21 protein-coding genes and 1 pseudogene are annotated in these 19,054 nt (G+C 53.2%); 12 read left to right on the top strand and 10 right to left on the bottom strand.

What is annotated here, in order from left to right; genetic code table 11:
* Positions 1–200: 200 nt before the first annotated feature.
* The 3 genes from AC2FJW_RS09315 to AC2FJW_RS09305 form a co-directional block, all read right to left on the bottom strand.
* Positions 201–908: a hypothetical protein gene (locus AC2FJW_RS09315; protein WP_496749920.1), complete on the bottom strand. Its 708-nt coding sequence runs from the start codon at positions 906–908 to the stop codon at positions 201–203.
* Positions 909–1,394: 486 nt separating this feature from the next.
* Positions 1,395–2,021, bottom strand: coding sequence for a DUF2306 domain-containing protein (locus tag AC2FJW_RS09310; protein ID WP_496704945.1), 627 nt, complete (start codon positions 2,019–2,021; stop codon positions 1,395–1,397).
* Positions 2,014–2,724, bottom strand: coding sequence for a hypothetical protein (locus AC2FJW_RS09305; protein ID WP_496749919.1), 711 nt, complete (start codon positions 2,722–2,724; stop codon positions 2,014–2,016). Before AC2FJW_RS09305 ends, AC2FJW_RS09310 begins: the two co-directional genes overlap by 8 nt.
* An 83-nt stretch (positions 2,725–2,807) precedes the next feature.
* On the opposite strand from AC2FJW_RS09305, the gene AC2FJW_RS09300 reads away from it, so the two are divergent.
* From AC2FJW_RS09300 to AC2FJW_RS09285, 4 genes and pseudogenes are all read left to right on the top strand, one after another.
* A complete protein-coding gene (locus AC2FJW_RS09300) occupies positions 2,808–3,260 on the top strand; it encodes a MarR family winged helix-turn-helix transcriptional regulator (protein WP_496749918.1) in 453 nt (150 codons plus the stop codon).
* Between the two features lies 1 nt (position 3,261).
* The gene (locus AC2FJW_RS09295; RefSeq protein WP_496749917.1) at positions 3,262–3,486 is read left to right on the top strand and encodes a hypothetical protein; all 225 of its coding nucleotides are present in this window, start codon (positions 3,262–3,264) and stop codon (positions 3,484–3,486) included.
* A gap of 5 nt (positions 3,487–3,491) precedes the next feature.
* A complete protein-coding gene (locus AC2FJW_RS09290) occupies positions 3,492–4,115 on the top strand; it encodes an SAM-dependent methyltransferase (RefSeq protein ID WP_496749916.1) in 624 nt (207 codons plus the stop codon).
* A 438-nt stretch (positions 4,116–4,553) separates the two neighbouring features.
* Positions 4,554–4,726, top strand: a pseudogene (locus AC2FJW_RS09285) (IS6 family transposase); the annotation flags it as partial.
* A gap of 264 nt (positions 4,727–4,990) precedes the next feature.
* Here the strand turns inward: AC2FJW_RS09285 and AC2FJW_RS09280 are convergent.
* From AC2FJW_RS09280 to AC2FJW_RS09270, 3 genes are read right to left on the bottom strand one after another with little or no spacing between them, the layout of a single operon-like run.
* Positions 4,991–6,367, bottom strand: a complete 1,377-nt coding sequence (locus AC2FJW_RS09280) for an MATE family efflux transporter (RefSeq protein WP_496749915.1) — start codon at positions 6,365–6,367, stop codon at positions 4,991–4,993.
* Between the two features lie 12 nt (positions 6,368–6,379).
* Positions 6,380–6,967 carry a helix-turn-helix domain-containing protein gene (locus AC2FJW_RS09275; protein WP_496691476.1) on the bottom strand — a complete coding sequence of 196 codons (588 nt, stop codon included), beginning with the start codon at positions 6,965–6,967 and terminating at the stop codon, positions 6,380–6,382.
* Between the two features lie 11 nt (positions 6,968–6,978).
* Complete coding sequence (locus tag AC2FJW_RS09270; RefSeq protein WP_496749914.1) at positions 6,979–7,557, bottom strand: carboxymuconolactone decarboxylase family protein; 579 nt, start codon at positions 7,555–7,557, stop codon at positions 6,979–6,981.
* A gap of 334 nt (positions 7,558–7,891) precedes the next feature.
* Here AC2FJW_RS09270 and AC2FJW_RS09265 point away from each other — a divergent pair, with 334 nt between their 5' ends.
* Genes AC2FJW_RS09265 through AC2FJW_RS09245 form a run of 5 tightly spaced genes read left to right on the top strand, consistent with a single transcriptional unit; the run spans position 7,892 to position 11,894 of the window.
* Positions 7,892–8,620 carry an amino acid ABC transporter ATP-binding protein gene (locus AC2FJW_RS09265; RefSeq protein WP_496749913.1) on the top strand — a complete coding sequence of 243 codons (729 nt, stop codon included), beginning with the start codon at positions 7,892–7,894 and terminating at the stop codon, positions 8,618–8,620.
* A 1-nt stretch (position 8,621) separates the two neighbouring features.
* On the top strand, positions 8,622–9,464 hold the full coding sequence (locus AC2FJW_RS09260; protein WP_496749912.1) for an amino acid ABC transporter permease: 843 nt from the start codon (positions 8,622–8,624) through the stop codon (positions 9,462–9,464).
* 36 nt (positions 9,465–9,500) lie between these two features.
* On the top strand, positions 9,501–10,334 hold the full coding sequence (locus AC2FJW_RS09255; RefSeq protein ID WP_496691480.1) for a transporter substrate-binding domain-containing protein: 834 nt from the start codon (positions 9,501–9,503) through the stop codon (positions 10,332–10,334).
* 55 nt (positions 10,335–10,389) lie between these two features.
* The gene (locus AC2FJW_RS09250; RefSeq protein ID WP_496691481.1) at positions 10,390–11,271 is read left to right on the top strand and encodes an amino acid ABC transporter permease; all 882 of its coding nucleotides are present in this window, start codon (positions 10,390–10,392) and stop codon (positions 11,269–11,271) included.
* 14 nt (positions 11,272–11,285) lie between these two features.
* Positions 11,286–11,894: a glutathione S-transferase family protein gene (locus AC2FJW_RS09245; protein WP_496749911.1), complete on the top strand. Its 609-nt coding sequence runs from the start codon at positions 11,286–11,288 to the stop codon at positions 11,892–11,894.
* Positions 11,895–11,924: 30 nt separating this feature from the next.
* Here the strand turns inward: AC2FJW_RS09245 and AC2FJW_RS09240 are convergent, their stop codons facing one another.
* The 3 genes from AC2FJW_RS09240 to AC2FJW_RS09230 all read right to left on the bottom strand — a co-directional run bounded on the left by AC2FJW_RS09240 (position 11,925) and on the right by AC2FJW_RS09230 (position 14,444).
* Positions 11,925–12,242 (bottom strand): non-heme iron oxygenase ferredoxin subunit, encoded by a 318-nt coding sequence (locus tag AC2FJW_RS09240; protein WP_496691483.1) that lies wholly within the window; start codon positions 12,240–12,242, stop codon positions 11,925–11,927.
* Between the two features lie 3 nt (positions 12,243–12,245).
* Positions 12,246–13,202, bottom strand: coding sequence for a fatty acid desaturase family protein (locus AC2FJW_RS09235; RefSeq protein ID WP_496691484.1), 957 nt, complete (start codon positions 13,200–13,202; stop codon positions 12,246–12,248).
* Positions 13,203–13,358: 156 nt separating this feature from the next.
* Positions 13,359–14,444, bottom strand: coding sequence for a hypothetical protein (locus AC2FJW_RS09230; RefSeq protein ID WP_496702243.1), 1,086 nt, complete (start codon positions 14,442–14,444; stop codon positions 13,359–13,361).
* 94 nt (positions 14,445–14,538) lie between these two features.
* Here AC2FJW_RS09230 and AC2FJW_RS09225 point away from each other — a divergent pair, with 94 nt between their 5' ends.
* Positions 14,539–15,468: a LysR substrate-binding domain-containing protein gene (locus AC2FJW_RS09225; RefSeq protein ID WP_496698230.1), complete on the top strand. Its 930-nt coding sequence runs from the start codon at positions 14,539–14,541 to the stop codon at positions 15,466–15,468.
* A 96-nt stretch (positions 15,469–15,564) separates the two neighbouring features.
* Positions 15,565–16,614: an aromatic ring-hydroxylating dioxygenase subunit alpha gene (locus AC2FJW_RS09220; RefSeq protein WP_496749910.1), complete on the top strand. Its 1,050-nt coding sequence runs from the start codon at positions 15,565–15,567 to the stop codon at positions 16,612–16,614.
* Positions 16,615–16,657: 43 nt separating this feature from the next.
* Here the strand turns inward: AC2FJW_RS09220 and AC2FJW_RS09215 are convergent, their stop codons facing one another.
* Positions 16,658–17,446 carry a phytanoyl-CoA dioxygenase family protein gene (locus AC2FJW_RS09215; protein WP_496749909.1) on the bottom strand — a complete coding sequence of 263 codons (789 nt, stop codon included), beginning with the start codon at positions 17,444–17,446 and terminating at the stop codon, positions 16,658–16,660.
* Positions 17,447–17,802: 356 nt separating this feature from the next.
* On the opposite strand from AC2FJW_RS09215, the gene AC2FJW_RS09210 reads away from it, so the two are divergent.
* The gene (locus AC2FJW_RS09210; RefSeq protein ID WP_496749908.1) at positions 17,803–19,053 is read left to right on the top strand and encodes an FAD-dependent oxidoreductase; all 1,251 of its coding nucleotides are present in this window, start codon (positions 17,803–17,805) and stop codon (positions 19,051–19,053) included.
* Position 19,054: the final 1 nt, after the last annotated feature.

Here is a 19,054-nt window from a genome sequence, read left to right as displayed (position 1 = left end):
GCGAGATGCACAAACGGCTGCTATCGCGGTGGTTGTAGTAACCTTCAACAACTGATTGAGTTTTGAACGGGGTTTGTGGCGTTATCGGAAGATGTGGTTCGCTCATGTTCCAAAAGCGAGGGTTTTGACCATGAGCGTGATGCAGTTTTACCCGGAAAGGTCTTTGGGCGAGGTTGGTTGGCTGAAGCTTCGGTGATGTATCATCTTTTTTGATCTGCGATCATTTCCTCAACCATTTCAGAAACTCGTTGAAGGTTAACTGTGCGAAAGCAAGGCAGGTTATTGTTTGTCATGAGTGCTTCGACGGTGAGATAGCATTGCAGGCGGGCTTTTTTCTCTTCCTCTGCACCCTCGTGACAAAAAAGGTCATATAAGCCGAGGTACCCAGATCCGCCGTGAAAATCCTCACAAGCCGCAAGAAGCGGGTAGAGTGCCAAAGGGTTCTTTTCGAAGAATCTGCACACAAGACGACCTGCAAGAAGCATGTCCTCTTCCAGCCGTTCCTCTATGTCCAAATCCCGCCATTTCTCGTAGCTTTCGTCTGTGTAGGGTAGGTTCAACCCGAACATAATCTGAGAGAACTCGTCTCTGAATAACTCCTTTAACTCATTTGGTAGGTCCAAGTAGTGAGAAGTCAGAATTGACCCTATTCCGTCCTTGGCAACATCAAGTCTGACGACGTGAATTTTGTTCTCGATCAGGGCGTAGAACTCGACCCAGTCGCCTTGCTGTCGAGGCACAACTTTCCGCACATGGCATTTTCTCTTCTCAATGTAGTTAATAACATCAGCGTGGGAGATTTCACGGAATGCTGTTCCAACCCTAACGTCATCTTTTGCGAGGCTTTCGATTGCCATCTCTATAGATGCGGTCTTGAACAGAGATGATCCTAGTAACTTTCGCAGCATTTACGTTCCTGAATGTGTTTGAGGCATGTAAAATGTAATAAATTCAATATATTAAGAGAATCTTTCTCTGCGGCGGCTTCTTATGAAGCGATTATGTAGCTGCTATCACCCGCCAATGGCAAGAGAAGGAAGGTTTTGAGCCGCCCATGGTTTCTTGGTAATCACTTCCCAAAAACGACCGGTTGTTGAACGGTTCGCCAAACCGGTCCTTGATGCGCTTTCCACGAAAGGCAGCAAGGTCCCGCAAACAGTGAGCATAATGGCCTTCTGGCTTTGCACTCGCGGCGAAGGGCAGTAATGCGGGCTGCGACCGCAGCATGTAAGTTGGCTGAGGGATGTCGGCTCTGGGCCGTCAACGTCGGCACGGGCGTCTTCCTCCGAAGCGGTGATCTGCACTGCCGCATGATCGCAAAGAGCCCATTCTGACAAACGCTGCGCTTCCGACGCATATCGGCTCCTTGGCAAAATACAAAACCTCGCGTTCGGTCAATTTGTTGACGCTCTGCCTCTCTTGCGCGTTCTTCGAATCCATACTTCTGCAAGTAGGAGGTTGGGGACCCAACTCATCGCTACAGCGATGAAATATGCCGTGCCTGTTCCCTGACTGTCGCCTGCCAGGACCGGCACCCAGAAGCTGAATGTCACGAAGAAAAACGCCAGGAAATAACTTCGCAACATCCATTCACGGTGGAGAGAAATATTGCGTTTCCGGATCATCTTGTATGCGAAAATCGTGGACAGGAGCCAAAAGAATCCCAGCAGGAAAAACGACAATCTCGCGGCCCAGCTCACATCGAAGAATGCAGCATTGAGTACCGCCGCGATGCTCGCCAGACATGCGCTGTAGACGTAGATGCGGCCACCCCAGCGATGCGCGCGAATGAAACGGGTTCGTATCGCAGGGTTGAACTGCATTATCCCGGCGATCAATGCGATTCCGCCAGCCAGAGCATGGATTTGAAATGGCAACGGCAGCGCGCGCATCTTGTCAGTTTCAGCAAGGCCAATACTTGCTGCGATAGCGAAAACCCCATACGCCACGCCGGTAGCCGCAAGGATGCACCATGCGCCCCACATTTTCCAACGCCATCGCATGAAATGATCTTTAATCATGGCCATCTCCGTGCGCGCCTATCATCGACTTGCCCGCACCGGCAGTGAGCATTGACGCAGCATCCAGTTCCAGAATTTCGCAGGACCCTGGCCCCCGCACGTGGTCGTCACCGGACACCAGACCAGCGGCAATCGACCCTGCGTAACCAAGCGACACAATTGCAACCGCCGCCCATACGCACCTTGACCGAAACTGCAGGCCGATCAATACGGCGAGAGTGAGCCCCAAGCCGATCTCGAGTACCATGAAAACCCGACCGTAGTATCGAGGTTCCCAATAGGAAACTGGTGAGCGGAAGATCCAGTCCGTGAAAGGCATCCATTGCGCGCGCGCATCGTCATGGTGCAGCAGAAAATCAATCCCCACATGCAGCAGCGCAGAGCTGGCGAACACGATCACGATCAGCGCGATCCTACGTGACCAAACGGCAGGCAGGATCAGACCGGTGAGGCCCAGGGCGATAAGGGCGAGATACAAGGGGATCGAGTTCAGCAGCATCTGAAGCGTTGTCCACGGCTGCTCCCAGTACCGATAATGAAACACTTCGCACCCGCTGGCCCCTTGCTGCCGCTCGACTATGAACATCGCCCAGACATCGGTATCAGGCACTAACGCACCCATCAGACCAGCCAGAGCAACTGTAGTACGTCCCGGCCTCGCGAAGATTGCGGCTCCGATTAGTAGATGGGTTTGCGTGAACATGAGCAGCATCACCATATTGACAATTAAGTTGTCATAATTCACATTGACACCTAAGTTGTCAAATAGAATCCCGGAGCCCCCGCGTGACGCAGCAAAACAAAGAACTCACCGCACTGATCAGAGAAATAAGGACAGCGTTCAACCGGCTCAAATCCGTTTCCGAAGCTCTGCACGCCGATCTGGATATCAATCCGTCGATGCGGGCGGTCCTTCAGGCATTGATCTTCAAGGCGCCACAAACGGTGCCCGATATCGCCAAAGCCAAAGGAGTCTCGCGTCAGCATGTGCAGAAAAACATGAATACCCTACTGGAGAAGGGTCTTGCCCACGCGCAGGACAATCCCGATCACAAGAGATCAGTACTTTATTTGCCCACCCCAACCGGCATTGATCTTTTTGCCGAGATGCAGGACCGGGAAGACGCACCGATGGCCGCGTTGGCCGAGGCCACGGCAGCGCATGATGTCGCAGCTTCGGCGCAGCTGTTGGCCAATCTCAACGACGCGCTTGAAATCATGATAGAGAAGGGGAGCTAACATGATTCAGCACTCGAAACGTCACAGCAAGACCCTCGGCATCGTCATTGGCGCACTATTTATATGGGGTGTCGCCGCCCTGTGGTCGTGGAATGCTTTTGCGGTGGACCTTCTGGGGTTTCCCGAGATGGCGTATCGCCATGCGCTTGCCCTCGGCGTTCTCGTTCTTTCGATTGGCGGGTTGCTGGCGATGCCCCTGTGGATGTCTCGCGCGGGTAACGCGTAGTGTCGATGAAACCGAAGATCGTCGCACAGTTTCGGCATCCATCGGGCCTGTTGGGTGCGTTGGCGGGACGGATCATGGCAGCGCGGCAATCGAACCGTTTCCGAAATGACAGAACAGTCGATTTGATGGCTCTGTCGCCCGATAGCCGCGTGCTTGAGATCGGCTGCGGCCCCGGTCTGGCCCTCGCAAAATGTGCCTCTGTTGTAACGTCAGGGCGGGTGGTAGGTCTTGACCATTCCGAGGTGATGATCCGGCAGGCTCGCAATCGGCTAAGAGAACAGTGTGCCGCAGACAGAGTCACGTTGATCGAGGGCGGGATCGCCCGCCTTGCTAACTGGCCGGGCGCATTTGACCGCATCTTCTCGCTGAACGTCATACAGTTTCAAAGCGACAAACACGGGTTTTTTGGTGCAGTATATGAAGCATTGGCTACTGGCGGGCATTGCCTGACCACCTATCAGCCACGGCTGGACGCGGATGGCCCGGGTGCTGCGCGACGCATGATCGCCAGCATCGAGGAAGCGCTCCACGCTGTTGGTTTCGAGAACGTGACCGAAATCGAGATCTTTGGCGGGGCCACTCCGGCGATTTGTGTCATCGGCCAGAAGAACGATCCTAACCGAAACTAACCAAAGGAGATCTAACACTGCACAAATTTATGGAATTGGAGGATCTTTCTTCAGATCTGATGATCCGGCTAGACTAGCAGAATGGTATGGGACCCATCTATCAATCCCGTCAACTCCGGCTTCGCCCACCATGCAATCCTGGATCAGCGAGCGCGGCGTGACAATCTTTTCGACGTTCCCGAAAGACAGCGACTACTATCCCGGAGACCGGGGCTTCATGCTGAACATTCCACGTCGCGGACTTTGATGCGACGTTCAAAGAGCTGAATGTTGCCGGAATCGAAAGCGGCGCCGAAGTCGCGATAGGGGATTGGAAGGTTTGCTCGCATTCACGATCCGGAATTAAATCCAATCGATCTGTGGAAACCCATTCAGAGGTGTTGTCACATTAACCGTTGTTCGGTTACTCATGCTTGGAATTGGTCGTAGGTGGCATCGATAAATCCATCGCCCATCACCTGCAAGCGTCACCGATTTCCTTCTCGGATCATTACCCAGGCTGTGTGGCTTTATGTTCGAGCTTGCGTGAAGTTGACGCGAGGCTTCTGCAGCGCGGGGTCGATATTTCTTTCGCGACCCCCCGCCGCTGGGTCATCAAGTTCGGACCGCTGACCGTAACACTGCGCGCAGCGCGCAGAATTTTAACCTGAGCAGTACTGAGCGCAAAACGATGGTAAATCCAGGCGGCTTAGGCGATGAGCTCTCGTGGAAAAACGATAGCCCTTCAGGCGCGGTATTTTGAACGGTATCTTCATGCGTGAGCGGTAACCAGTTCAGAACGCGCAAACAAGTTGGCACTATCCATTTGATGCCTGGAATGTCGCCTCCCAAGCAGCTTGAAATCTGAGCATGGGCACTTCTTTGTGGGCTGGATGTTAACGTGACAACACCCAAAACCCCCCTATCTCGCGCTGTGCTACATGTGTGGTCACGATGAGAGCGATCGCCCATCCTGTCACAACGGCAGCCGCGGTGCCAAACCAAACACCGGTTTCGTTAAAGCCCAGCAGCCAAACAAAAACCCAGACAAAAAAGGCTACCCCAAACCCTTGCCGATACAGGCTGATCCACACCGTCCAGATCGGTCTTTTCAAAGCTTGCAAAAGAGAGTTGATCGAAAAAAGCATCATATAGAAAGGCAGTATCAGGCTATCGACGCGCAAGTAACTCACTCCAACGCGGATGACTTCAGGGTCATCAGTAAACTGCCGCAGCAAGGGTCTTCCAAATATCCATAGTGTTGGCGCTGCGATAGCTGTCATGATGAAGCCAACTTTCCAGCAATAAAACATTGCTTCCCTTACTCTGGCGTATTCATGGGCTCCAAAATTTTGGGACGCAATTGGTAGCAGCGCCCCGGTTACACCCAGCACCGGCAAAAGTAGAATCTGTTCAAGTCGAATTGCCACTCCATGGCCCGCGATTGCGTGTTCCCCAAAGATTTTCAGGGCGAACTGCATGACAAAACCTGACAGCAACATCACCATGAAGGATGTGGCTGTTGGTAGAACCTGGACAGATATTTCGGCAAACTTTTCCAAACGTGGGGCAAAGTTTCTGAATCGTATGCGCCTCATCCTTCGCCGTCCGAGTACTTGCCGGACCATGAAGACCATGACGCCGGTCTGACTGATGACGGTCGAGACAGCCAAACCATCGAAGCCTATGCCGGGAACCAGACCTGGAATGCCATAGATCAACAGCGGGTTTAGACCGATATTGACAAAAAATGCGACCACGAGTGCGCGCTGCATCGAAACCGCATCGCCGTGCGCCTGTAGGATACCGTTGCACCCAAACGCCAGCAAGAACCCAGGCAGAGCCAAGAGCAACCAATAGAAGTAACGCAGCCCCGCATCACGATATGCGCCCGGCTCAGACACCAGCCGGATCAGAGCTGGACCATACCAGTGCCCAGCCAATGCCAATAGGCCGGACGCTATGAGTCCATAGCTCATTCCTTGCGCGGCCAGCCGACGGGCTTTGCGATGATCGCCGGCTCCCAGAGCGTTTCCAACAAGAGCGCTCATCGCGGCCCCAAGCCCAACGCCGACCGATATGGCAATAAAAAACGCCTGAAACCCCAGTGCCAACCCGGCCTGTGCGCTGGTGGACAAAAGCCCTGCAAAGAACATGTCCACGACGTTGTAGAGGGTGTTGAACAGCATTCCGACTGCGGCAGGAATTGCCAATGTTCGAAAATGCGCCGAGATCGGTCCGCGTGTCAGATCAAGTTCGGCTGGAATGGCCATGTCAGCAGTTCATTACGGGCGCTCGGCCTGCACAGTCAAAAAGACAAATTCGGGTGTTAAAACTTCTTCAAATCCATGGTTCAGTTCGGCATCCACGCTGATACTGTCCCCCGCCGACAAAGTGAACCGGGCCTCACCATAACGATAAACCGCCTGCCCCTCGATCGCCTGAACAAAGACAACGCCGTGACCCACGTAGGTTGGTGGATGGCCCTCGTCACGCAGCAGAGTTACACGGCGTGCCTGAAACCTCAGATCTTTCCGGGAATGTAGTGCGAGATTGACATACTCATGGGAATGACCGCTCGCCAGCCGGGTGGATTTCAATCCCTGACCGTGACGGACGAGGGTATAGTCGGTGTGATCCGTTCGTGCTTCGCGAAACAACGAGACGATGGGAACTTCAAGCGCCTCGGCCAATGCGGCCAATGTGTCGATCGAGGGCGAAACCAATCCATTCTCTATGCGGCTTACCATCGCCGCAGATATGCCAGACTGTTCGGCAAGTCGGCGGGCTGATTGCTTCCGGCTTTGGCGCAGCTCTTTTAGCGACGCGCCGATGGCGCGATCAATTTGTCTTCCCGGAGTGTCACCTTGCATGATACATCCTGTCACTCGTCGGCGTAGTAACCCACGACGTCCCCATCCGTGGTGACGCCCAGACCGTTTAGTAAACGGTTGGCATAGTTGAAATAGCTCACAATCTGGTTGATTTCGAGGATCTCGCCGTCCTCCCAACCTGCAACTTTCAGAGTGGTTGCATCCGTCTCAACCATCGTTCCGGGTGCTAGGGTAAGTTTCTCGGCATAGATCAATGCAGCAAGGTGTGCCCCTTCAAAAGCATCCTGCGGTTGGTGGGCCTTTAGCGCAGCTTCAATTTCATCGGCGCGCACATTGTCATCAATCAGGTGCCGAGCGTTTGCCCAGTGGTTGGCATAGGAGTAGGGGCAGTTGTTCAGGGCCGACACGTAAGAGCTGATGACTTCCTGAAACCACATCGGTATGGAGTTTGCGTGATCGTGCAGGCACGCCCGGTACAAAATAACATGCCCTTTCATTGTGTTGGGCCGCAGGGAATGCACGCGCATGACATTATCCACTGTCCCGTGCGGCGTGCGTGCCATATCCAATGTGGCCTTTAGCTGATCGTCGGCTTCTTCGTCAGAAATCATCCGAATCCAGGCAGACATTTATGTTTCCTCCCTTGGTCGTCAGCTCAATTTTGAGGCAGCCAAAACCTGCCCGTTGAGTTTTTTATTGACGAATATTGCATATTAAGCAACCATATTAATTAGCGTGCAACAGAATTGAGGATTCTATGGCCTTGCCCGATTGCTCCACTCAATCGCATCGCCAAGCCAACGGCTGCTATCTGGGCAATCCCCGGATCGTGCCACGGCAACAGAATTTCCCGACGGATTTTCGGGGCGGTAGCTTTCTCACCTCTGATTTCATCCACTCACGAGGACACCCGAAAGCGTGGTCTCCCGAAACGACAGGCCCGTCATGAACCAACCTTCTCCCATGATTGAGGTAACCAACCTGGATAAATTCTATGGCTCATTTCATGCGCTTAAGAACATTGATCTGAGTGTTCATCAGGGTGAAAAGGTGGTGATCTGCGGCCCGTCCGGTTCGGGGAAATCCACGTTGATCCGCTGTTTCAATGGTTTGGAGTGGCACAATTCCGGGCGTCTCGTGATCGATGGGATCGAAGTATATGAAGGCATAAAGGAAATCCGCGAATTACGGCAAGAAGTTGGGATGGTCTTCCAACAGTTCAATCTGTTTCCGCATCTGACGGTTCTTGAAAACCTGATGATCGGACCGATGAAGGTGCGCAAGGTATCAAAATCTCAGGCCGAAGAGATTGCGCGCAATTATCTGGACCGGGTCCACATTCCTGAACAAGCAGATAAATACCCGGCTCAACTATCTGGTGGACAACAACAGCGGGTGGCCATTGCCCGATCCCTGTGCATGGAAACCCGGATCATGCTTTTTGATGAGCCGACCTCTGCCCTTGATCCCGAAATGATCAACGAAGTGCTGGATGTGATGGTTGAACTTGCTGAGACCGGTATGACCATGGTCGTCGTCACCCATGAGATGGGATTTGCCCGTAAGGTCGCTGATACGATGGTTTTTATGGAAGCGGGGCAAATTGTCGAAGTTTCGCCGCCGGAACAGTTCTTTACCAACCCCTCAAGCGAACGCTGTCGCTTGTTTCTAAACCAAATTCTGGAACACTGATATGAGCGATCTGGGCATTTCGGGACCTACAGGTCAGGCGCTGCCGAAACCGCCGGTCATTAAGAGGTTTTTTGGCTCAGTACCCGTATCGATCGCTATCTATACAATCATCGTAGGTTTGATTGCCTATGGCTCTTATGCTGGTGCTCAGGGCATGGGGTATAATTGGCAGTGGTACCGCGTACCACAGTTCCTTTACCGCAATACCGAGGTTGGGTTCGAGTGGGGCGAAATTCCTATTGGTCTGGTCGCCACTATTCAACTATCCGTCACGGCCTTTTTGCTGGCAACCGTTCTGGGGTTGTTGTTGGCGCTATTGCGGCTGTCCGGACTGGTCGTGGGTTCAGCGGTTGCGGTTGGCTACCTTGAGCTTATCCGAAACATCCCGCTCTTGGTTCTGCTTTATCTCTTTTACTATGTGCTGGGTCCGATCTTCGGGTTTAATCGTTATACCGCGAGTATCTTGACCCTGGCGGTGTTTCATTCTGCGTTGATATCTGAGATTTTGCGGGCGGGGATCAACGCCATCCCCACGGGTCAGTGGGAAGCGGCCAAATCCATCGGGATGAGCCCCTTTCAGTTATATCGTTACATCATCCTGCCACAATCGGTGCGGTTCATGCTCCCGCCGATGACCGGCGAGGTCGTTCATCTGATCAAATCATCAGCAATTGTCAGCGTGATTGCGGTGGCCGAACTGACCACTTTCGGACGTAACATCATTTCTGACACCTACATGAGTTTCGAAATCTGGTTCACCATCGCATTGGTCTATCTGGTGGTGACCCTGATCCTGTCGATCGGCGTGAGCTATCTGGAGAAGAAATATGCCGTCGACCAATAAACCTGAACAAATTGTCGGACAACAAGGAGAACCAATATGAAGCTTTCTCGCAGAATGCTCGGGGTAGCCCTGGGTGCGGTCGTGGCGACTGGACTGGCGACCTCAAGCTGGGCACAAAGCGCGACCCAGGAACTGTCCAGTGAAAGTGTGATTGAAACCATCAAGCAGGACGGGGTGATCCGGATTGGTCTTTCACTGTTCGTGCCGTGGTCGATGCGTGACAATAATGGTGAGCTGATCGGCTTCGAACTGGATGTCGGGCGCAAATTGGCCGAAGACATGGGGGTCGAGGTCGAATTCGTTCCAACCGCCTGGGATGGCATCATCCCTGCGTTGGTGTCGTCCAATTTCGACGTGATTATCTCAGGTATGTCGATGACCGCGCAGCGAAACCTGACCATCAACTTTACCGATCCTTACGCCTATTCAGGTCTGGCCATCCTGGCCAACAAATCGATGACCGAAGGCATGACCCTGGAAGATTTCAATAAACCAGAGATCACTTTTGCCGCCCGCCGCGGTGCGACCCCGGCTGCGGTGATCGCACAGAACTTCCCTGATGCGACCTTGCTTTTGTTCGATGAGGACGGGGCTTCGACCCAGGAAGTTCTAAACGGCAACGCGCATGCATCAATGGCTGCGCAACCGACTCCAAACCGCGAAGCGGGGCGCAATCCTGAAACGTTGTCCGTTCCGTTCGAAAATCTCTATGACCCGCGCGGTGAGGCCTTTGGGGTGCGCAAAGGTGATCCGGATGCCATGAATTTTTTCAACAACTGGATTGCACAGCAATGGCGGTCCGGTTGGCTGGAAGAGCGTCACAACTATTGGTTCGCCACCGAAGAGTGGGCTGATCAGGTTGCGCAGTAACTAAACTAACCGGGGGCGGGTGCACCGCCCCCGAGATTGACGCGGAGCGCGCCCGGTGCAGAATTTCATCAAGAAGCTCAGATGGCCCGACTACCTGATCATGGCGATTTTGATTGCCTTTTTCGGGTATATCTGGCTGTCGATCGAAGGCACGCTCAATTACAAATGGCGCTGGGAGCTTATTCCTGGATATATCGTCGGCTGGCATTCAAGTCGTGAAGAGTACTTTGCCAACCTGCTTTTGCAGGGGCTAGCTGCCACCGTCCGCATCAGTATCTATTCCGGCATTCTGGCCCTTCTGTTGGGCACTATTTTGGGCGTTGCCCGGTGTTCAGCTAATTTGACAATCCGGATGCTGGCCCGAACCTACCTCGAGTTTCTGCGCAACGTGCCACCGGTTGTTGTCGTCTTTATCTTCTTCTTTTTCCTGTCCCAACAACTGATTGACGCCCTAAATCTTGAACGCTGGGCGCGTGGAATCGCTCGGCAAGAGAACAACCAGGTCTGGACTTTCTTTTTTGGCGAAATGCGGCGTTTCCCTTCGCTGGTTTCCGGAGTCATCGTTCTGGCGTTGTTTGAAAGCGCCTTTGTCGGGGAAATTATCCGGGCGGGTATTCAGTCAATTCCGAAAGGCCAGCGCGAAGCCGCGCGTTCGATCGGGATGAGTCAACTACAAGAACTTCGCTATGTAGTCCTGCCTCAAGCGTTGAAGAAAGTGGTCCCGCCGCTGGCAAACCAATTTATTTCGTTGATTAAGGACAGCTCGATCTTGTCACTGATCTCAGTACAGGAACTGACATACAAGACCGTCGAACTTGTTGCGTCCTCACGTATGATCTTTGAGGCCTGGATCACGACAGCAGCTTTCTATTTTATCGTCTGTTTTGGCCTCAGCCGTATCTTTGCCCGCCTCGAAAAACGATCGGATAAACGATAGGTCGGACGACCCGAATGATACGTCTTTATGATTTCAAGTTATCTGGTAGCTGCCACAAAGTCCGATTGTTGTTGTCGATGCTGAAGCTTGAATATCAGCTCATCGATATTGATCTGCTGAACTGTGACCAGACACAAGAAGAGTTTCTGCGGATAAACCCGCTGCACAAGGTTCCTGTTATCGATGATGACGGATTTGTTCTGCGCGACAGTACGGCAATCATGTTGTACCTGGCACAGAAATACGACGCTGAGAATTGGGGACCCAGGACACCGGAAGAACACGGCGAGATTCAGCAGTGGCTCTCATTCTCGGTCAATGAGATATTTCACGGCATGGCAACAGCCAGAGCGATTGTTTTATTTGAACGGGATATTGATCTGATCGGACCGCAATCACTGGGCGAGGCGTCGCTGGAGATCATGGAGCGGCAATTGTCAGACAGCCCTTGGCTGACGTGTGGCAGGCTGACCCTGGCGGATCTGGCCTGTTACCCGTACACAGCGTTAGCTTATCAGGGCAACATTCCATTGTCCCCGTACCCGTCGGTTCAAAATTGGATCCGACGGGTTGAAGCATTACACGGATATGTGGCTATTCCCGGAATACCGGCGCTTGCCTAGCGCACATGGCTGACAGGTATGTGGACACATTCATAGCCTGACCTGAACCATTCCATTTTCGACCCGAGTGTCAAAAATGCGCATTGCTCGCGTTGCGGGTGCTGACACGGGTTTGCCGTCTCGTACATCGAACGCGCCCTGATGCAACGGACATTCAATCACGTGTCCATCGAAGTAGCCGTCACATAAATCAGCGCCGCCATGGTTACACAGCGCCAGCGAGGCAAAAACACCGCTTGGCGTATCATAAACGGCAATTAGCCGTGGTCCGATCTCAACGCGCGTGACCCAGTTCTTTTCCAGCTTCGCAACATCGATCAGGTCGCGCCATGGTTTCTCATTTCCCATCGCTCAAACCTCTGCCGATTGCTCGGGTTCACGCTGCAAAATTTGCCGCAGAATGTCACGATGCGCTGCCAAGTAGCCGCCTCTTTCGACAAAAATGTGATCCTTCAGCTTTTCATGCAAACGCGGCAGCGAATGGAATGGAACCGATGCAACGTAATGATGTTCCGCGTGATAGTTCATGTTCCAGCACAGAAAGGCCATCGGTGTTGATACCAGATTGGTGCGGGTGTTTTCCGACATCTGGGCAACCGTTGGTCGCCCCACATGTTCGGTCATTCGCACAAATCGCATAACTGGTTCCCCCAGAAACAGTGGAATGATCCAATACCAGATCAGGCCCCACCAGCCGGTCAGAGCCATGGCTAGAAAAATGGCGGTGTAAATGGCAAGCATCCTGCGCGCGTCCCGAAAAACCGCTTTGTGCTCGACCTTGGGGATAAAGCGCAGCTCTGTCTCGTTCAGCCGTCCGCGGGCATGTCGGAACACTTCGGTGAACTTACCGCGCCAATAGGGCAGGGCTGAAAGGTAAAGAAGATACTGTCCAATCGTCTTGGGCATAGGGATAAGTTCAGGGTCTTCGCCGGTGAGTTGGGTATAGGTATGATGGTCGCAATGCTCGTACCGGAAAAACCGGTGTGGCAGAATGATGATCAGCCCACAGATCTGACCAACCAAATCATTCAGCCAGCGTGTCCGAAACACAGTGTAATGCACACATTCGTGCTGCAACGAAAAATGATGCACCAGGACAACGCCTTGAAGGAACATTGCCAGCCAGATCAGCCAGCTGTTCCAGGCAAGTGTTATCAGCGTCGTGGTGAACGCAAGCAACAGGATCCAAAGCGCCAGATGGCGCAATCCCGGTCCGTTTGAACGTTGCATGAATCCTTTGAGTTCTTCGCGCGTGAGTTTTCCTTCGGCCAAGGCCTGAGTCAGCGGCGTAACGATAGCTTTTGACATATGGGTTCCATAATTTTGCCGGTGCGGGGGGACTTGCCCTCTTCGTACATACCGGCACCGGAGACGGGAGTGCTCCGCACCATAAGACCAACTTGATCGGGTCCTATTAACAATAGATCATCCTATCTGGGCGCGATTCGATCAAGTTAGGAATGATCAGATAACCGCACGCAATCCGATATTCGGATCAGGATCAGCAAACAATGCCGCCGCGCAGGAATGGCGATCGAGAATTGACGGTCCAGCAGGCAGCCGTTCAGCGTAAAAAACACCATTGTCCCAGTAAGTCTCGCCGTCGATCACAATGGTCGGATCGATTACGTTCCAGCTGATTTCACCGGGGGCATAAGCACCACAAGTGTGGAAATGCAGAATACGCGGATTGCCAAAAGCAGACCCGCCCCATCTTTCGTAATTTTCTCGCATATCCCAGGGATATCCGCAGCCTGGGTGAATCCCAGCATGCCATGAATGTACAAAATTACGATCTATGTCGAACTGCCCGGCAACCCGATCATAGTGGGCCTCAGCTCTTGCAACATTAGCAGGGTCGCCGTCAAACCGCGTTAGCTGGCCATTTTCCATGATTGCAAAAACCGGTTCGTCGAATTCGATAGTATAATTGTCATAATACCTCGACCCGGTCCCGGTAAGAAAACTGACGGCCACCCTGCCAGAAAAACTATGTGCTGGAACCGGTGTAAAGACGGACATTGGAAAGCGCAGGATCGAGGTATCCCCAGTGGGCTTCAGATCCATAATCGGGTGTCCACGTACATCAGTTCCCAGCGGGCAGGTGATCCGGACTTCGTCTGCCGCATCAAGCACCGCATTGACGTCTGACTTGAGTTCCAAAAACGCATCGTGGTGGCCGTTCGAAAACCCCGAGCCCAGCAGTTCTTTGTTCACCGCAAAACTGACAATGATCCTTTTGCCCCGCGGCATGTCCGAAAACCGCAACTGATCGCCCAAGCGCGCCAAGAACAGGATGATGTCTGCAGCCCGAAATCGGACAAGAAGGTCGGGCGAGAGATGGGGGTTGTCAGGGTTGAAACCCACATCAACCGCATCAACAATTAGCCCTAGCTGCTGTGCCGCCTGGCTGACGATGTCTACACAATTTGAGTCGAAATACCCGAACTGCGGAGGCTCGTAGGCGATCAGCAACCGGTCGCCCGCTGTTGCATGGGCACAGTTCACCAGAAGGTTTAGCGCTCCTCGCCCGGGCGTTGTGTCGGACATCAGTACCCCCAAAGATTTGATCTTAGAAATCTAGAGCCCTGTATCGACTCTAATCCATTTGAAAGAAGTAATGCCTGACATTAGGATAGCTAATATGATCCTGAATTTGCCATATTCGGCGCTTCGCGCTTTTGAGGCGGTCGTCCGCCATTCCGGCTTTTCGCCAGCAGCCGAAGAGCTGGGTGTAAGTCAAAGTGCGGTAAGCCAGCATGTAAGGTCGCTGGAGGAATGGCTTGGCAGAGAATTGCTGGTACGCGGTGCGCGTCAGTCACGTCCTACACGTGAGGGCGAACAGCTGGCTCTGGCTATATCCGATGGATTGGGGCGTATTTCTGACGTCTGCGCTCAGCTGCGGGATAAAACTCGCAGCGACCGAACAATAGTCATTTCATGTCTGCCGGGCTTTGCGTTTAACTGGTTGTTTCCGCGGCTTATTCACTTTGATTTGGCGCATCCCGACCTGTCGATTTCGATCGCTACAGATACCGGGCAGCACCCCTTTTCTGGTGCCGATGCGGATATCGGCATTCGGTATGGGCTGGGTGAGTACCCAGGGTTGCAGGCCGATCTGTTGATGGAAGAACGGCTTTTTCCTGTCTGTGCTCCAGCTCTGTTACCCGATCTTCATGGCATCAAAGATTTGTCTCGTCACACACTGCTTGTGGATGAAAACCTACGTCATGGTGCGGCTAACCCGACGTGGGAATTCTGGGCCCGGCAATGTGATCTTAACTTGCCGACAGTGCTGCGTACACGTCGGTTGGGGCAGTCGAATATGGTTGTACAAGCTGCAATCGAAGGGCTCGGCGTGGCGCTCGGTCGTGAGCCGCTCGTGATCGACGCACTCTGTGATGGCCGATTGGTGCGACCGTTCCCACATTTGACGCCATCGCCTTTGTCCTACTGGCTGGTGCGGCGGCATGAGACGAAGGATAGCCAAAAGGTCAGCGAATTCCTGAACTGGATTCATGCCGAAGCCAAAGCGCAACCCGACATCCCGCTGCTCGCAAACGAGTCAAATTAGTAAGCCTTATATCTCCCATTACCAATCCAGCATGGCGAAGTGCGGGGAAATTACCCCATATTGGCGCAAGCTAGATATTGAACGGAGAGCGGGATCATGTATCTGAAAAACTGCTGGTATGTTGCCGCATGGAGCAAAGATATTGGTCGCGAATTGAAGGCCGAGACCTTTCTGGGCGAAAACGTCGTGCTTTATCGCCAGCAGGATGGCGCGCCGGTTGCCCTGGAGGATGCGTGCCCACATCGCAAGCTGCCTTTGTCAAAGGGCAATCTGATAGGCGATCTAGTCGAGTGCGGCTATCACGGTTTGACTTTCGACTGCTCGGGCAAGTGCATAGACAGCCCCACCCAGCGTGGGATGACGCCACGCCGTGCGGTTGTCAGATCTTATCCGGTGGTTGACCGCTATCGATTGCTCTGGATCTGGATGGGGGATCCGGCACTGGCAAATCCTGACCAGATTTTCCCCGTAGAGAATTTCGATAACACAACCTGGGGCATGACGGATGGTGGCGTGATGGATATCGATTGCCACTACCTTTGGGTCTGTGACAACCTGCTTGATCCCAGCCATGTGGCTTGGGTGCACGTGAGTTCGTTTGCGGGAGCAGGGACGGACGAAGAACCATTGAACGTGGAAAAAACAGATCGCGGTGTAATCGTGTCGCGCTGGATTGAGAACAAACCGCCTTCACCTTACTATTCCAAGCTTGTGGCGTTCGGGGGCGAATGCGACCGCCTGCAACATTATGAGATGTGCATGCCTGCCATCGGGTTGAACAAGTCCGTTTACACGCCGGTTGGAACCGGTGGGTATGACAAGAGTCCGGTTGCTGAAACCTTCATCAATATCTCATATAATTTCATGACCCCGATTGATGAGGATCGGACGAGGTATTTCTGGTTCCAGCATCGTAATTCCCTTGCCGACGATGCCGAAGTGTCAACCTACATGAATGACGGTGCGCGTATGGCATTTCTTGAGGATAAGGATGTGCTGGAGGCAGTCCACAAAGGTATGAAGAACGCCACTACATCGAATATTGATTTGGGCCTCGATGCGGGCGCCAAACAATTCCGACGCGTTCTTGACCGTGCTATCGAGGCCGAGAATACGTCACAGGAGGCCGTCGCGCGGAAGGCCTGAGATCTTGGCAGAGGGCTGGGAAATCCGGCCCTCTGCTGCAGATTTACGCAGTTTCGTAGATGACGGGGAACCGTCCACCGGCAAACGGCGCGCCCGGTTTAAGACTGTCATCATGCAGCCATTCGGTGACGGAATCGCGTGGCTCATAAGTTGCTCCGTCAACGGCAAAACGGATTGCATACCCTCGCCTGCGACGGGTGGTGGTTCTGTTACCCATAGCAGAATGCACGGTCATCCCGTCAAAGGCCAATGCATCACCGGGCTGCATATTCTCAAAATGGAAGATGTCGTAGTCGTCGCGGTTTGCCTCAAAATCTGGCATATCGATATAGTCGGGATTGTCCTGTTCCAGATAGTGTAGAAAACCACCGAGTTGATCGGTTTTGAACGGACGGTACTTGGCCCCCCACGCATGTGAACCACGTACAAATTCCAGCGCTCCATTGTCCGGGTCGACTGGGTCAAGCGCGATCCACATTGTCATGATCGGGCCGGATACCGGCCAATAAGGCTGATCTGTATGCCATCCGGTTTGAGTCTGCGTTCCCGGCTCCTTCACGAATATTTGGTCATAGATCAGCGATGTCCATGGGCTGCCAGCTACCTGAGACACGCGCTGGCCGATATCCGACTTCAGGCAATAGTCCTGAAACACACCCGGCGTTTCACGCATGTTCTTGTAGGCGAAATAGCGGTCGCCCTTTTTGGTTTCGGTATCTACAGCGTGTCGCAGTTTGGTCAGCCATTCGTCAGATAGGATATCCCTTAGCAGCACGACACCGTCGCGTGCATAGGTATCCTGAACCGTCATAATTTCAGTTGATTTTGTCATTGCTTTTCCATCCATAAATTTCACCCGAGATTCAGGGCAGTAAAAAAACAGGCGCTATGCGCCCAAGTTCTCATGGAGTCAGGATGTTGGAGAGCTGCGACAGTTAATGATGAAACAGGGCCACTTCGACCGGGTTGACCATTTTCCGGCTAGGTTTTGGTGAAACTGTTTGATGCGAACCTGCATGGCGCACCCTACCCGAAATAGCCGGACCAAACCAGCAAATACCACAACAAGTCATGTACGCGATGTGCGCGATGACCCGTTCAAATGCTGCGGCGCGCCAAAACGGGGATTGCTTTTAGGTAAATTTATTTATTGACGAACATTGCTTATTAGTAAATATAATTACCAACATGCAAAAATATTCTGTGTTCTCACTCGCTCGAAACGCGCTCTCTGGCCATCGCAACTGGCCCTTGGCCTGGCGAAGCCCACCCCTGAAAGACCGGTATGAAGTTGTCGTGATTGGGGCAGGGGGTCACGGTTTGGCCACTGCCTATTATCTGGCCAAGGAATTTGGCATTACCGACGTCGCCGTGCTGGAGCGAGGCTGGCTGGGCGGCGGTAACATCGCGCGCAATACGGTGACAATCCGTTCAAACTACATGCGGGACGAGTCGATCCCGTTCTATGTCAAATCAGTCGCGATGTACGAAGGGCTTACACACGAGCTGAACTTCAATATGATGCACTCAAAGCGCACCATGGTAGATGTCGTACAGACTTGGCCCAAGCTGCGAGAGCTTCGGCGACGGCAATTGGTCATGGACATCTACGGCTCAACTTACGAGCAGATCAATACAGACGAATTGCGCCGTCGCATTCCCGCGCTGACTGGCGGAGGACCTGATGCTCGCCTGCCAATCATTTGCGGCATGGTACATACCGATGCGGGTGTGAACCGGCATGATGCAGTGGCCTGGGGATATGCCCGCGCGGCGGATGCGATGGGGATCGAGATCCACCAGCAGACCGCAGTGCAATCGCTGATCCGAGGTGCAGACGGCGCGATCGACGGTGTCGAAACCAATCGCGGAACCATTCGAGCCAAGAAAGTTGTCGTAGCGGTGTCTGGACATACCACAACGTTAACGGAAACCGCCGGGCTGAAGCTGCCGCTGCGAACTATGAACCTGACAGCTTTTGTTTCCGAGCCAGTCCAGCCGTTGGTCGATGTGATCGTGAATTGCCCCGACAGCGGGTTCTATTTCAGTCAATCTGACAAGGGTGAAATGGTAATTGGCGGCGCGCCTGACATGGGCCAGAGCTTTCGCCGGGACATCAAGCAAAACGTGTTCGAAGATACTGTGACGACGATGTTGTCGTTGTTCCCGTCATTCAAAAAGCTCAAGCTGATGCGACAATGGGGCGGACATCTGGATATCGCGCATGACGCCTCGCCTATCATGGATCAGACCGAAGTGCCGGGGCTGTTCATCACGGCGGGTTGGTGGGGTGGTTACAAGGCGATCCCGGCAGGCGGTCTGACCCTGGCCCATCTGGTTGCTAAGGGTCAGCCTCATCCGCTGATGTCTTCATTTACCCTCGACCGCTTCCGTCATCTGGATTTTGTGATGGAAGCCGGCACCACAACCGCCCGATAGA

Source organism: Ruegeria sp. CDSA020 (assembly GCF_059612345.1).
Note: the sequence above shows the minus strand (reverse complement) of the source record. Positions and strands in the feature narration are given on the sequence as shown.